The organism is Streptomyces sp. NPDC033131 (assembly GCF_055578365.1).
This window is the reverse complement of sequence record NZ_JBVIPA010000001.1, coordinates 581,689-594,950: the sequence shown is the minus strand read 5'-3', so window position 1 is coordinate 594,950 and position 13,262 is coordinate 581,689. Positions and strand designations below refer to the sequence as shown.

General features: G+C 70.1%; 9 protein-coding genes, 2 tRNA genes and 2 pseudogenes. 5 read left to right on the top strand and 8 right to left on the bottom strand.

Annotation, left to right across the window (positions count from 1 at the left end; genetic code table 11):
* Window positions 1–53: 53 nt before the first annotated feature.
* Both ACZ5XS_RS02630 and ACZ5XS_RS02625 read left to right on the top strand, forming a co-directional pair.
* Window positions 54–173, top strand: a pseudogene (locus ACZ5XS_RS02630) (hypothetical protein); the annotation flags it as partial.
* Window positions 122–1,279, top strand: coding sequence for an IS30 family transposase (locus ACZ5XS_RS02625; protein WP_468647513.1), 1,158 nt, complete (start codon window positions 122–124; stop codon window positions 1,277–1,279). The pseudogene ACZ5XS_RS02630 and the gene ACZ5XS_RS02625, both read left to right, overlap by 52 nt.
* Window positions 1,280–1,405: 126 nt before the next feature.
* Here ACZ5XS_RS02625 and ACZ5XS_RS02620 read toward each other — a convergent pair.
* The 4 genes from ACZ5XS_RS02620 to ACZ5XS_RS02605 form a co-directional block, all read right to left on the bottom strand.
* A tRNA-Met gene (locus ACZ5XS_RS02620) sits at window positions 1,406–1,479 on the bottom strand.
* Window positions 1,480–1,956: 477 nt separating this feature from the next.
* Window positions 1,957–3,834 (bottom strand): tetratricopeptide repeat protein, encoded by a 1,878-nt coding sequence (locus tag ACZ5XS_RS02615; protein ID WP_468647369.1) that lies wholly within the window; start codon window positions 3,832–3,834, stop codon window positions 1,957–1,959.
* A 230-nt stretch (window positions 3,835–4,064) separates the two neighbouring features.
* Window positions 4,065–4,138, bottom strand: a tRNA-Met gene (locus ACZ5XS_RS02610).
* Between the two features lie 43 nt (window positions 4,139–4,181).
* On the bottom strand, window positions 4,182–7,130 hold the full coding sequence (locus ACZ5XS_RS02605) for a UPF0182 family membrane protein (protein WP_468647512.1): 2,949 nt from the start codon (window positions 7,128–7,130) through the stop codon (window positions 4,182–4,184).
* Between the two features lie 163 nt (window positions 7,131–7,293).
* On the opposite strand from ACZ5XS_RS02605, the gene ACZ5XS_RS02600 reads away from it, so the two are divergent.
* Window positions 7,294–7,836 carry a PPA1309 family protein gene (locus ACZ5XS_RS02600; protein WP_468647368.1) on the top strand — a complete coding sequence of 181 codons (543 nt, stop codon included), beginning with the start codon at window positions 7,294–7,296 and terminating at the stop codon, window positions 7,834–7,836.
* A 73-nt stretch (window positions 7,837–7,909) separates the two neighbouring features.
* Here the strand turns inward: ACZ5XS_RS02600 and ACZ5XS_RS02595 are convergent, their stop codons facing one another.
* From ACZ5XS_RS02595 to ACZ5XS_RS02580, 4 genes are all read right to left on the bottom strand, one after another.
* Window positions 7,910–9,007: a YlbL family protein gene (locus tag ACZ5XS_RS02595; protein WP_468647367.1), complete on the bottom strand. Its 1,098-nt coding sequence runs from the start codon at window positions 9,005–9,007 to the stop codon at window positions 7,910–7,912.
* 53 nt (window positions 9,008–9,060) lie between these two features.
* Window positions 9,061–9,255, bottom strand: coding sequence for a hypothetical protein (locus ACZ5XS_RS02590; protein WP_468647522.1), 195 nt, complete (start codon window positions 9,253–9,255; stop codon window positions 9,061–9,063).
* 97 nt (window positions 9,256–9,352) lie between these two features.
* On the bottom strand, window positions 9,353–9,814 hold the full coding sequence (locus tag ACZ5XS_RS02585) for a molybdenum cofactor biosynthesis protein MoaE (RefSeq protein WP_468647366.1): 462 nt from the start codon (window positions 9,812–9,814) through the stop codon (window positions 9,353–9,355).
* A 174-nt stretch (window positions 9,815–9,988) separates the two neighbouring features.
* Complete coding sequence (locus ACZ5XS_RS02580) at window positions 9,989–11,101, bottom strand: SDR family oxidoreductase (protein ID WP_468647365.1); 1,113 nt, start codon at window positions 11,099–11,101, stop codon at window positions 9,989–9,991.
* A gap of 190 nt (window positions 11,102–11,291) precedes the next feature.
* Between ACZ5XS_RS02580 and ACZ5XS_RS02575 the strand changes: the two genes are divergently transcribed.
* Both ACZ5XS_RS02575 and ACZ5XS_RS02570 read left to right on the top strand, forming a co-directional pair.
* A complete protein-coding gene (locus ACZ5XS_RS02575) occupies window positions 11,292–12,743 on the top strand; it encodes a zinc-dependent metalloprotease (RefSeq protein ID WP_468647364.1) in 1,452 nt (483 codons plus the stop codon).
* Window positions 12,740–13,258 (top strand): annotated as a pseudogene (locus ACZ5XS_RS02570) (NUDIX hydrolase); the annotation flags it as partial. The gene ACZ5XS_RS02575 and the pseudogene ACZ5XS_RS02570, both read left to right, overlap by 4 nt.
* Window positions 13,259–13,262: the final 4 nt, after the last annotated feature.

The following is a 13,262-nucleotide window of genomic DNA, read 5'->3' as shown; positions in this document are numbered from 1 at the left end:
GCACCCTGCTTGAGTTCTAGTGGTCGTGGCAACACCCCAGCTCAAGGGGTGCGATGGACTTCGAGATCCGGGAGAACCGGGGACCGGGGGGCGGTGGTCGTCTGCTGCGTGAGCGGGAGGTATATCTCCAGCTCATGCAGCAGGGCTACAGCAATCGAGAGGCCAGCCGGATCGTCGGCATCAACCCGCGGACCGGCAAGCGGTGGCGCAACGGCCGGCACTCTCCGCCGACGGGGAAGCCGAAGCCTCCCATCACCGTGGAGGTCCGGCTTCCGAGCCGTCGCGCTACCTGCGCGAGGCCGACCGCATCCACATCGCCGACCGGCTTCGGGAGAACGCCTCCGTCCGGCAGATAGCCGCCGAGCTGGGCCGCAGCCCGTCCACGGTCAGCCGGGAGATACGCCGCAACGGCATCCCCCTGCGCGGGGATGCCTCCCGCTGGGCCTACCGGCCGCACGCCGCCCAGCGCCGTGCCGAGCAGCGCCGCCCGCGCCCCAAGTCCGGCAAGATCGGCCAGAGTCAGCAGCTGCGGGACTTCATCCAGCGCCATCTCGAACTGCGCTGGAGCCCGGAACAGATCCGCAACGCTCTGCGGACCGCCTTTCCCGACCGGCCGGAGATGCACGTGGTCCACGAGACGATCTACCAGGCCCTCTACGTCCAGGGCCGCGGAGAGCTCCGCCGTGAACTGACCCGGGCCCTGCGGACCGGCCGGGCCATGCGCCGGCCGCACCGGCAGTCCTACAAGCGCCGGCAACGCATCCGGGACATGGTGATGATCAGCGAGCGCCCCGCCGAAGCCGCCGACCGGGCCGTCCCCGGCCACTGGGAAGGCGACCTCATCATCGGCAAGGACGGCAAGTCGGCCATCGCCACGCTCGTCGAGCGCAGTACCCGCTACGTGCTGCTGGCCCCGCTTCCCACCGACCACAGCGCATCCAGCACCCGCGACGCCCTGGTCGAAGCCGTCACATCGCTCCCGCCGCACCTGAAGCGGTCCCTGACCTGGGACCAGGGCACGCAGATGGCCGCACACAAGGCGTTCACCATCGCCACCGACATCCCGGTCTACTTCTGCGACCCCGGCAGCCCCTGGCAGCGCGGCTCCAACGAGAACACGAACGGCCTGCTGCGGCAGTACTTGCCGAAAGGCACCGACCTGTCCCAGCACAGCCGCGAGCACCTGGCCGCTGTCGCCGCCGAACTCAACGGCCGCCCACGCAAAACGCTCGGCTGGGAAACCCCAGCCAAGCGCCTCGCTAAGCCGCTCGCGGCTTGATCAACTCACCACGTGTTGCTACGACCCCTGGAATTCGCCGGCGGTTGGCCACCGCCCCTGAGGCACCACTCCCGACAAACACCGAGGGCCGGAACCCATTTCTGGATTCCGGCCCTCGGCCTTCAGTAGCGGGGACAGGATTTGAACCTGCGACCTCTGGGTTATGAGCCCAGCGAGCTACCGAGCTGCTCCACCCCGCGGCGATGAATGGAACACTACGTCAAGGAAGCCAAGAGAGGCAAATCGATTACCGACCCCCCATCAACGCAGGTCACACCACCAGACCCCACCCCGCACCTCCCACAGGCAGAGCCCGCCAGGAGCCCGGAGACCGCGCCCCACCCGAAGAACGGGGCAGCCCCCACCAAGACCCACGGGCGGAACCGCCGCCGGAACCTGGGGACACAGCCCTCAAGGGGCGCAGGGGACGCAGTCCCCGCAGGACCCAAGGGCAGAGCCCGAGGGAGCAGGACGCAACCCCGCCACGGCCAAGGGCGGAACCCGCCGCCGGAACCCACGAGCACAGCCCCCAAGGGGTGCAGGGGACGCAGTCCCCACCGGGGTCGAAGGGGCGGAGCCCCTGCGGACGGGACGAGTAGGGGCGGCGGGGGTGAGAAGCAGCCCGGCGCCAACCACAGCGGCCCGGCAACCCAACCCCGCCCCAGCTCAGCGCAGCCTCACGCCGACAGTTCCTGCCGCAACGCGTCCCGCAACCGAGCCGCCCGCTCCGCGACCTCCCCGGGACCAAGCACCACCGCCCGGTCGGCCCACCGCTGCCCTTCCGCCAGCTCCCCCCGACGCGCGTAGACGAGCGCCAGCCGCAACGCCGCCCGCCCATGCCCCGCATCAGCCGCCCGGGTCCACCACACCGCAGCCTCCGGCTCGCTCCCTTCCCGAGCCAGCAGCAGCCCCAGGTTGAACGCTCCATTACGGGACCCGGCCTCTGCGGCCTCCCGGTACCACCGCGCGGCCTCCACCACGTCCCCCCGAGCCGCGGCCAGCATCCCGACCCGCACCTGCGCCCGACGATGCCCGAGCGAAGCCGCCCGCTCGTACCACTCCTCGCACTCGCTCTTCTCGTGCACCGTCTCGCCGAGCTCATGGGAAGGCACCGGCGGCCGCCGCGCGTCCAGCACGGTGGCCAGCCGGTACGCCGCCTCGGCACTGCCACCCCCCGCCGCACACCGCAGGTACCGCTCCGCCTCTCGGTCGTCCCCGTCCCGCAGCCGCGCGATCCCGACCTGGAGTGCCGCCTCCGTGTGCCCGGCGCCCGCCGCCCGCTCGTACCACCGCAGCGCGACGGCGTCCTCGCCCCGCCCTGCGAACAGAATCCCCAGGTTGAACGCGGCGTCGACGCTCCCGGCCTCCGCGGCCTTGGAGAACCACGGCTCCGCGCCCGTCGCGTCCCCGCCCTGCAGCAGCAGGATGGCCAGCGCGTTCGCCGCCTCACGGTGCCCGGCGTACGCGGCCCGCCGGTACCACTGCTCGGCCTGCGCGGTACGCCCCTGCTCGGCGCAGAGCAGCGCGAGGTTGTACGCCCCGTTGTCGTCGCCGGCATCCATCGCCGCCCGGTACCACCGCTCGGCGGTCTGCGGCTCACCTCGCTCGGCGTGCAGCGCGCCCAGCGCGTTGGCGGCGTTGCCGTCACCGTCCTGCGCGGCCCGCAGCCACCACACGGCGGCGCTGTCGGTGTCCCCGGCGTCCCTCAGCAGGAACCCGAGCGCGCAGGCGGCCCGCGCCTCGCCGTCCTTGGCGGAGGTCAGATACCAGCGCCCGGCCTCCTTGAGCTCACCGCGCCTCTCCAGAATCGCCCCGAGGTGCAGCGCGGCCCGCCGGTGTCCGCGCGCGGCGGCCTGCCGATACCACTGCTCGGCCTCTTCCGTCGCAGAAGCACCGGAGACACCGGAGGCAGCGGAGACTCGGGAGGCGCGGGAGACGCCGGAGACGCCGTCGTCAACCCCGGCGTCCCCCTCGCCCATCGCCTTGCGATCAAGCGCGCGGGCCAGCCGGTACGCGGCTTCCCGATGCCCCCGCTCGGCAGCGGACCGCATCCACAACTCGGCCCCGGCGTCCCCGCGATGCTCCAGAAGATCGGCGAGGGCGTACGCGCCCAGCGCGTGCCCCTGTTCGGCGGACTGCCGCAGCCAGTACTCCGCGGCCGGCTCGTCGCCCCGCTCCCGGTGGTGCCGGCCCAGCGCGTGCGCCGCCGCGGCGGACCCGGCGACGGCGGCGACCCGCCACCATCCGGCAGCGTCGTCGGCGTATCCGCGCTGGTGGAGGAGGACTCCCAGGTTGTTGGCGGCGGCCCGGTCACCGGCCGCGGTGGCGGCACGCAGATGGGGCTCGGCTCCGCCGAGATCACCGCGGCGCAGCAGCATGGCCCCGAGGACGCTCATCGCCTCGACGTCGCCGGTCTCGGCGGCGATCCGTCGGCGGATCTCTTCGGCCGCGTCCTCGGCGACACCCTCGACCACCTCCCCGGCCTCGTCCCGCCCGGAAGGTTGCACAAAACGCCCTGTCTCGAACAGAGTTGCCTTGTCCCCCATAACGTCCATCGTCGCACCACCTGCAACCTGGGTACACCTGGTATACCGCAGCCAGTGAGGTCACTACAGCGTTTTGTCGACATGCCCACAGAGAGACAAGTCAAACACAGACCGCCCAACTCCCCACGGCGGCACAGCCGTCCCTCGTGTCGGCACATGCGTTCGCACATCACGAAGGCCCGGATCCTTTTCAGGATCCGGGCCTTCGTCGGCCTACGACTCTCATCGCCGACCTGTAGTAGCGGGGACAGGATTTGAACCTGCGACCTCTGGGTTATGAGCCCAGCGAGCTACCGAGCTGCTCCACCCCGCGCCGTTGTTCTGCAACCGTATCACGGCGCGGGGTGGGCTTTTGATCAGCCGCTGTCGGGGCTGCCGCTCGGGCTCGGACTGCCGCTGGGACGGGGGCTGCTGGTGCCGCCACCACCCGTCTTGTCGGCTGCGGCCTGCGCGTCCTCGGCCCGCTGGAGCGCGTCCTCCAGGTCCTTCTGGGCCCGGCCGTACGCCTCCCAGTCACCCTTCTTCAGGGCTTCCTGGCCGGCGTCGAAGGCCTTCTGGGCGTCGTCCAACGCGGCTTGGACCGTCGGGTTGCCGGATGTCGGCGGTGGTGTGGCCGTACCGCCGTCATCCTCGCCCTCGTCCGGTGGCTCGGTGGTCGGGCCCTGCGCACCGAAGACCTTGTTGAGGGCCTGGTCGAGGGTGTCCTCGAAGGCGGTGTTGCCTCCATAGGACACCAACACCTTCCGCAGCAGCGGGTACTTGAGTCCACCACCGCGTACGTAGACCGGCTCCACGTAGAGCAGTCCTCCGTCGAGTGGCACCGTCAGCAGGTTGCCGTACTCCACCTCGGAGTCGCCGCCCTGCAGAAGTCTGATGGACTCGGCGATGTCCTGTTCGGAGTTGAACTGGCTCTGCACCTGTTTGGGCCCGTTGACGGTCGTACTGGTCGGCAGCTTCAGGATTCTGATCTTGCCGTAGTCGGGTGTGCCCGCCTCCGCGTCGACCGCCATGAACGCACTGAGGTTGTCACGGCCGTTGGGGGTGAAGGTGGTCGTCAGCGAGAACGCCTGCGCCGACTGGTCGGGCATCCTCATGCTCAGGTAGTACGGCGGCACCGCGTCACCCGACTTGTTGGTCGGGTCGTTCGGCACCTGCCACACCTCGCTGCCACTGAGGAACGTGTCCGCGTCCTCGACGTGGTAGCGGCTGAGCAGCTCGCGCTGGACCTTGAACAGGTCCTGCGGGTACCGGAGATGGGCCATCAGCGGCTCGGAGATGTCGCTCTTGGCCTTCACCGTGCCCGGGAACGCCTTCATCCAGGTCTTCAGGACCGGGTCCTGGGTGTCCCACTGGTAGAGCTTGACCTGGCCCGTGTACGCGTCGACGGTCGCCTTCACCGAGTTGCGGATGTAGTTGACCTGGTTCTGCTGGGCCACCACCGCACGCGAGTTGTTCGTCGCGGTCAGCGAGTCGGCCGTCGTGTCACCGAGGGTCGTACGCGAGGAGTACGGGTAGCCGTTCGTCGTCGTGTACGCATCGACGATCCACTGGATCTTGCCGTCCACGACCGCCGGGTAGGCGTCGCCGTCGATGGTCAGCCAGGGCGCCACCGCCTCCACGCGCTGCTTGGGCGTGCGGTTGTAGAGGATCCGCGACCCCTCGCCGATCGCTCCGGAGTACATGATCTGCGGCTCGCTGAAGGCCACCGCGTACGCGGCCCGGTTGACCGGGCTGGAGAGGTTGACCCCGCTGTCGTCCGTGTAGCTGAAGGTCTTCTCGCCGCTGTCGTCGGAGTAGTCGATCTCCTTCTGGGGACCGCCGACGATCGAGTACGTGGTGGTCTTCTCGCCGTAGTAGATCCGCTGCTGGTACGTCCCGAGGTCGCCCTGGGACGGCAGGTCGGACTCGGTGAAGACCGGACGGCCCTCGGCGTCGGCCGTGGTGCCCTTGGCGGCGACCACGCCGTACCCGTGGGTGTAGCGGAAGTGGTCGTTGATCCAGTTGTTCTTCGGAATGCCGTTGAGGTTCAGCTCACGCAGACCGATGACCGTGTCCTGGTCCTTGCCGTCCTTGCTGTAACGGTCGACGTCCAGGTTGGTCGGGAAGGCGTAGTAGTTACGCATCTGCTGGAGCTGCTGGAACGTCGGCGAGACGACGTTCGGGTCCATGACGCGGATGCTGGCCGCACCGTCCACGTCGTCGCGCAGCTTGGTCTTGTCCGTGGTCGTGGGCTTGCCCGCGTACTCGGTGACCTTGGTGTCGTCGATGCCGTAGGCCTCACGCGTCGCCTTGAGGTTCTTCTCGACGTACGGCGCTTCCTTGGCCTGCTCGTTGGGCTGGACCTGGAACTTCTGGACGATCGCCGGGTACAGGCCGCCGATGAGGATGGCGGACAGGACCATCAGGCCGAACCCGATCACCGGCAGCTGCCAGGTCCGCCGCCACAGGGTGGCGAAGAACAGCACGGCGCAGATCACCGCGATGCAGAACAGGATCGTCTTGGCCGGCAGGTAGGCGTTGGCGTCCACGTACCTTAGGCCGGTCCAGCTGTCGGTGGCCTTGAAGTCGCTGGACTTCACGGCCAGTCCGTACCGGTCGAGCCAGTACGCGACCGCCTTCAGGGCGACGAAGATGCCCAGCAGCACCGACAGGTGCCCGGTCGCGGCGGCCGTGGCCCGTGCGCCCGGGGACGTGACCCTGAGCCCGCCGTACAGGTAGTGGGTGAGCGCGGCGGCGATCACGGAGAGGATCGCGGCGGCAAAGCCGAAGCCGAGCAGGAACCGGTACCAGGGCAGGTCGAAGGCATAGAAGGAGACGTCCAGGTGGAACTGCGGGTCCTTCTGGTTGAAGGGCACGCCGTTGACCCACATCAGCCAGGTCCGCCACTGGCTGGATGCCGAGGCGCCGGCGATGAGGCCCACCAGGGCGGTGATCCCGAGGAGCAGCCACCTCTTGTACGGCGCGATGCCCATCCGGTAGCGGTCGAGGCTCTGCTGCTCCATCGACATGGCGCTCAGCGGCGGGCGCAGCCGGTGGGCCAGCCAGATGTTGAGGCCGACCGCCAGGGCCATCAGCAGGCCGAAGACGAAGAAGAGTCCGATCTTGGTCCACAGGGTGGTCGTGAACACGGACGAGTAGTTCACCGACCGGTACCAGAGCCAGTCCGTCCAGAACCCGGCGAACATGGTGAACGCCATGCCGAGGACGGCAAGCACGCCCAGTGTCATGAGCAGGGTCCGGACACGCCGGGACGGGCGGCCCACTCTGATCCGTGGCCCCGTCGGGCCTCCGCCGCGGTCCGGCATCTGGAAAGCCAAGGTGCGCACCTCGAAGTTCGCTGTTGGTCCGTCAGACCCGCGTCGTCACGGGCCGTGCATGGGCCACGTGATCGTAGGCCCTCACCTATGCAACTTACTCACGCTTTACTCGGTTCCCGATTCCGGCCCTGAACGAGAGAGGATTGTGACCATGTCCAACACCCCCATGGCGGCGAGCCCGCTCACCCGGGCCGTTCTCGAGATCGACGAGTACACCTCCGGCCTCGGCTGGGACCAGCCCGCCCGCCTCTTCGCCCTCGTAGACACCGCCCGGCTGCGCACCCAGGAACCCGCCCTCGCGGCCCAGCTCGGCCTCGACGCGGAGCAGCAGACCACCGGCCTCACCCCCATCGAGCAGGAGGAGATCCCCGCGGGCAAACCGCTCGACGAGTTCCTCGGCACGATCGCCTGGCCCGACGCGGTGGTCGGCTGCGCTCTCACGGTGGAGCGCCTGATGCTGCCGCCGTCGGCGGAGGCGTCCGTCCCGGAAGGGCTGACCGAGAAGAAGCTCGCCCAGTGGGTGGCCGGGCATCCGGACCGTCAGGAGGTCCGCATGACGGTCGCGGTCCTGCGGGACGGGGCACGCGACTCGGCCCTGCGACTGCGCGAGAAGGACTCACCGACGGAGGTCCTCACGGGCGGCGACCTGGTGCCCGGCCTTGCCGAGGCGCTGTCGGCGACGTTCGAGGACTGAGTTCTTCCGGTACGGCGATGGGGGCGTCCGCCTGTGTGAAGGGCGCCCCCAGCCGCGTACAAACCCGAGCCCGTCAGCCCTTGGTCGTGCACTTCGGCAGGTCGGCGGTGTCGCCGGCGCGGATGTCCTTGAGGGCGCCGAGGGCATCGTCGATGGTCTTCACCTTGACGAGGGTGAGCCCGTCGGGGGTGTCGCTTGCGGCGGCCGCGCAGTTGTCGGCAGGGGTGAGGAAGTACTGGGCGCCCTTGCTGCGCGCGCCGACGGTCTTCATCTCGATGCCGCCGATGGGGCCGACCTTGCCGTCGTCGTCGATGGTCCCGGTGCCGGCCACGAACTTGCCGCCGGTGAGACTGCCCGGGGTGAGCTTGTCGTAGATGCCGAGCGCGAACATCAGCCCGGCACTCGGCCCGCCCACGTCCGCGAGCTTGATGTCGATGGTGAACGGGAACGTGTGGTCCGTCCCCGCGGAGATCCCGACGATGGCACGCTTGTCGCCGTCGTCGTCGGACGTCCTCGTCGTGATGGTGATGTCCTCGGTCCCGGTCGCCGCCCTGTTCTCCTTCTCCGCGGCGGCCTGTTCCTTGGCGGGCACGATCGTGAAGACGACGTCCTGGCCGGGCTGGTGCTTGGTGACCAGTTTCGCGACGTCGTCGGGCTCCTTCACCGCCGTGCCGTCGACGGCCTTGATCACGTCACCGGCGTGCAGCCTGCCCTCGGCCGGGGAGTCCTTGACCACGGTCGAGACGATCACCCAGGACTGCACCGGCACGTCCAGCTGCTCCAGGGCGGCGACCTTGGCGCTCTCCTGGGACTGGCTGAACTCCTCGGCGTTCTCCTGGGTGGACTGCTCCTCCGTCTTGCCGTCCGGGTAGAGGGTGTCGTGGGGCACGACCTTGTTGTCGTGCGCAAGCCACCCGTAGACGGCCTCGACGAGGTTCATCTTGTAGTCCGCGCTGGTCACCCGGACGGTGGTCATGTTCAGATGCCCACTCGTCGTGTACGTCTTCCGCCCCGAGATCTGCAGCACCGGCTCGCCGCCGTGGTCCCCGAGCGTGTTCACCGTCGGGCCCGGTGACATCTCCGCATACGGGACGTTGATGAAGACTCCCGCGCACAGGAGCCCGATCAGCATCAGAGTGGAGGCGAGCATCGTCGCGGTGCGGCGTGGCATGCCACGACAGTACGGGACGCCTCTGTCAGCGCACCGTCAGGGCCGCGTCCGGGTCACGTGCCGGACCGGGGCTTCTCCATGGCGGCACGGAAGCGGGCGTACCCGTCGAGTTCGGGGCCGTCGCTGCGCGCTTTTCTGGTCCGAGTGGCCCAACCGCCCCAGAGACCGGCGCCGATCGCAGCCGCAAGCGGAATCAACAACCAGGCGAGCGCCGCCATGCCGTCCTCCTTGCCCTGATGAGTGACCACGCCTGACTGATCAGCAGATTAACCATCCGCACTGACAACGCTCACGCCAGGGGTGCGGTTACGCAACCGGAAAACGCGTCACGGGGAGTGAGGCGGGTCAGCAGGCGCCGACCCACTCCTCGGTGCCGTCGGAGAACTTCTGGTGCTTCCAGATGGGCACCTCGTGCTTGAGGTCGTCGATCAGCTTCCGGCAGGCCTCGAAGGCCTCTCCACGGTGAGGGCACGACACGGCGACCACGACGGCGAGGTCCCCGACCCGGAGGTCGCCGATCCGATGCACCGCCGCCAGGGCCCGCACCGGGTACTCGGCGACGACCTTCTCGGCGATCCGCCGCATCTCGGCCTCGGCACTGGGGTGGCAGGAGTAGCCGAGCTCGTCTACGTCGGCACCACCGTCGTGATTCCGCACGGTCCCGACGAACAGCGCGGTCCCGCCCGCGGCGTCGTCCCCGACGGCCCGGAACACCTCGTCCAGGGACAGAGGCGTCTCCCGGATGGCGAGGAGCTTGACGGGATCCTGTGCGGCCTGCTCACCGGGGTGGTCGTGTGTGGGTGCCATGCCCCTATCGTGCCGCACGCCGCGAACAACGGGGAATGCCGGCAGATGGCCTCCGTCGGCCTGCGGGCAGCCGTGCCGCACGGCGGCACGGATGGGCGCAGGCGGCGGCGCCTCCGTCAGCGCCCCCGCCCGGGCCGCACACCGCGCACCTCACGAGGACGCTCCCCGTACGCCTCAGATTCGCCGCCGAGCCTTCCGCGCCCGCCGCACCACCGCCGCCGCGCCCAGCAGAGCCACCGTCGCCCCCGCGGCGCCCGCCGCCGTCGCGTCCCTGCGCCCGAGCCGCCGCCCGGCCACGGTGTGCCGCCCGGCGACCTCCCCCAGGAGTTCCGCGAGGACTTCCTCGTTGGTCCACCGCGGCCGCCATCCCGCGTCGTGCAGCCGGCTCCCGCTCACCACCCAGGGGTACATCGTGTACGCCAGGTCCCCCGCCGGGGACGGCGTCAGCCCGATCCGGTGCAGCCGGGCCGCCGCTCCCAGAGCGACGGCGGACGGCAGCTCCATCCGCCGGATGCCGCTGAGCTCCTCGACCTCCTCCTGCTCCAGCCAGCCGTCGCACCCGACCGAGAGTTCCCCGTCGACCTTCTCCAGGGCGGCGTACTCCAGAGCGCTGCACAGATCCTCGACGTGACAGAACTGCCAAGCGGGCCTCGAGCCGGCCACGACCAGGAGCCGAGGGGATTCGAAATACCTGGTCAGGGCGGTGTCCGTCTCCCCCACCAGCACGGCCGGCCGGACCACGGTGACGTTGAGTCCCGGATGCGCCCGCGGGGCGCGCCGCCCGAGCCGTTCGATCTCCAGCAGGTCGCCGACCCCGGTCGCCTCCGCGGTGGCCCGCAGTTCCGCGTCCTCGGAGAGCGGCAGCTCGTTGTCCGGCAGAGCGCCGTAGACCATGGCCGACGTGCACAGCACGACCCGGTGCACCCCGGCCGCCGCGGCAGCCGTCAGCACGGTCTGTGTCCCCCGTACGTTGTAGGCCGTACGGGCGGCCGCGTCGGTCTCCAGGTCCAGGTCGAGCGCGAGATGCACGACCACGTCGGCGCCGCGCAGCTTCTCGGCGATGGCCGGATCCCGCACATCGAGGATGTGCCACTGTGCCGCCGCGCACTCCCCGCGCCGCTCGTCGATGGCGATGACCTGCTTGATCTCGTCCGACGCGGCGAGCCGCTCGGTGAGCAGTGCGCCGACTCCGGACGCGGCACCGGTGACCGCGACGACGGGCCCGCGCACACCGGACGTGGTTGAGTGGTTTCGCGCTGCGCGAACCTGCGGATCTGGGGAACTCACCGGGCGTCTCCAGCGGTTGTCTTCAGTACGAACGCGCGTGACGCGTACGTACCAGGTGGCATCCATCCTGCCGCAGGCCGAGAGTCGGCGAAGCACCGAGGCCCGAAGCGCCCATGGTGTCTACGCTGGGTGGTGTTATCGGGCAGCCGTGCCGTCGGACAACCGACGGCCTTACCAGCCGAGGAATCCCGTGAGTGACACCCCATTCGGATTCGGCCTTCCGCCGGAGGAGCCGGACGACGGCGACGAGGGCAAGAAGAAGGACCAGGAGAGCGGTGGTGGTCAGGGGCCGGCCAACCCGTTCGGTTTCGGCGGGCTGCCCGGTGCCGGAGGCTTTGGCGGCCCCGGTGCGGACAATCCGCTCGCCGCCATGTTCGGTTCGCTGAACCCCACCGACCTGGGCGCCGCCTTCCAGCAGCTGGGCCAGATGCTCTCGTACGAGGGCGGCCCGGTGAACTGGGACATGGCCAAACAGATCGCCCGCCAGACGGTCTCCCAGGGCACGGCGGAAGGCACCAAGGACGCGAGCGTCGGCCCGGCCGAGCGCAATGCCGTCGAGGAGGCCGTCCGGCTCGCCGACCTGTGGCTGGACGACGCGACGTCCCTGCCGTCGGGCGCGGGCTCCGCGGTGGCGTGGAGCCGCGCGGAGTGGGTCGAGGCGACCCTGCCCGCGTGGAAGGAGCTCGTGGACCCGGTCGCCGAGCGCGTCGGCGCGGCCATGGGTGACGTCCTGCCGGAGGAGATGCAGGCCATGGCCGGCCCGCTGATCGGCATGATGCGCTCGATGGGCGGCGCCATGTTCGGCACGCAGATCGGGCAGGCCGTCGGCGTGCTCGCGGGCGAGGTCTTCGGCTCCACCGACATCGGCCTGCCGCTCGGTCCGGCCGGCAAGGCCGCACTGCTGCCGGTGAACATCGAGGGGTTCGGCAAGGACCTCGGCGTGCCGAAGGAGGAGGTGCGGCTGTATCTCGCCCTGCGGGAAGCCGCCCACCAGCGCCTCTTCGCGCACGTGCCGTGGCTGCGCTCGCACCTGTACGGCGCGGTCGACGGCTACGCGCGCGGGATCAAGGTCGACACCGCCAAGCTGGAGGATGTGGTCGGCCAGTTCGACCCGCAGAACCCCGAGCAGCTGCAGGACGCCCTCCAGCAGGGCATGTTCCAGCCGGAGGACACGCCCGAGCAGAAGGCCGCCCTGGCTCGTCTGGAGACGGCCCTGGCGCTTGTCGAGGGCTGGGTGGACGCGGTGGTCCACGCGGCCGCCAAGCCACGCCTGTCGTCGGCGGACGCGCTGCGCGAGACCCTGCGTCGCCGTCGCGCCTCGGGCGGCCCGGCCGAGCAGACGTTCGCCACGCTGATCGGCCTGGAGCTGCGCCCGCGCCGTCTGCGGGACGCCTCCCGTCTGTGGGCCTCGCTCACCGACGCGCGCGGTGTGGACGGCCGGGACGCCCTGTGGGCCCACCCGGACATGCTGCCCACGGCCTCCGACCTGGACGACCCGGACGGCTTCGTGCACCGCGAGCAGTTGGACTTCTCCGAGCTGGACAAGATGCTCGGCGAGGCGGCCGGCAAGCCCGACCTCAAGAAGAAGGACGACTCCAAGGACGACTCCAAGGACGCGGACAAGGGCGACGACACCGAGTGAGCCTGTACGACGACGCGGTCCTCGTGCTGAAGGGCTACGAGGACCAGCAAGAGCTGAGCCAGGCCTACCTGGACCACCTCGCGGCACACCCGGACGGCATGTGGAAGGCATGCCGGGCCGGTCACCTCACGGCGAGCGCCCTGGTGATCGACCCGGAGCGCGGGCGGGTGCTGCTCACGCTCCACAAGAAGCTGCGCATGTGGCTCCAGACGGGCGGCCACTGCGAGCCGCAGGACGCCTCCCTGGAGGCGGCGGCCCTGCGCGAGGCCACGGAAGAGTCCGGCGTCGAGGGGCTGACGCCGCTTCCGGGCGGTCCGGTGCGCCTGGACCGGCATCCGATCCCGCCGCCGTGCCACTGCCACTTCGACGTCCAGTACGCGGTCGTCGCCCCGCCCGGCGCGGCGCACGCGGTGAGCGACGAGTCTCTTGACGTGCGCTGGTTCGAATACGACGAGGTGGCGGCCGTGGCGGACGAGTCGGTCGTACGACTGCTGGACGCGACCCGCGCCAGGCTCTTAA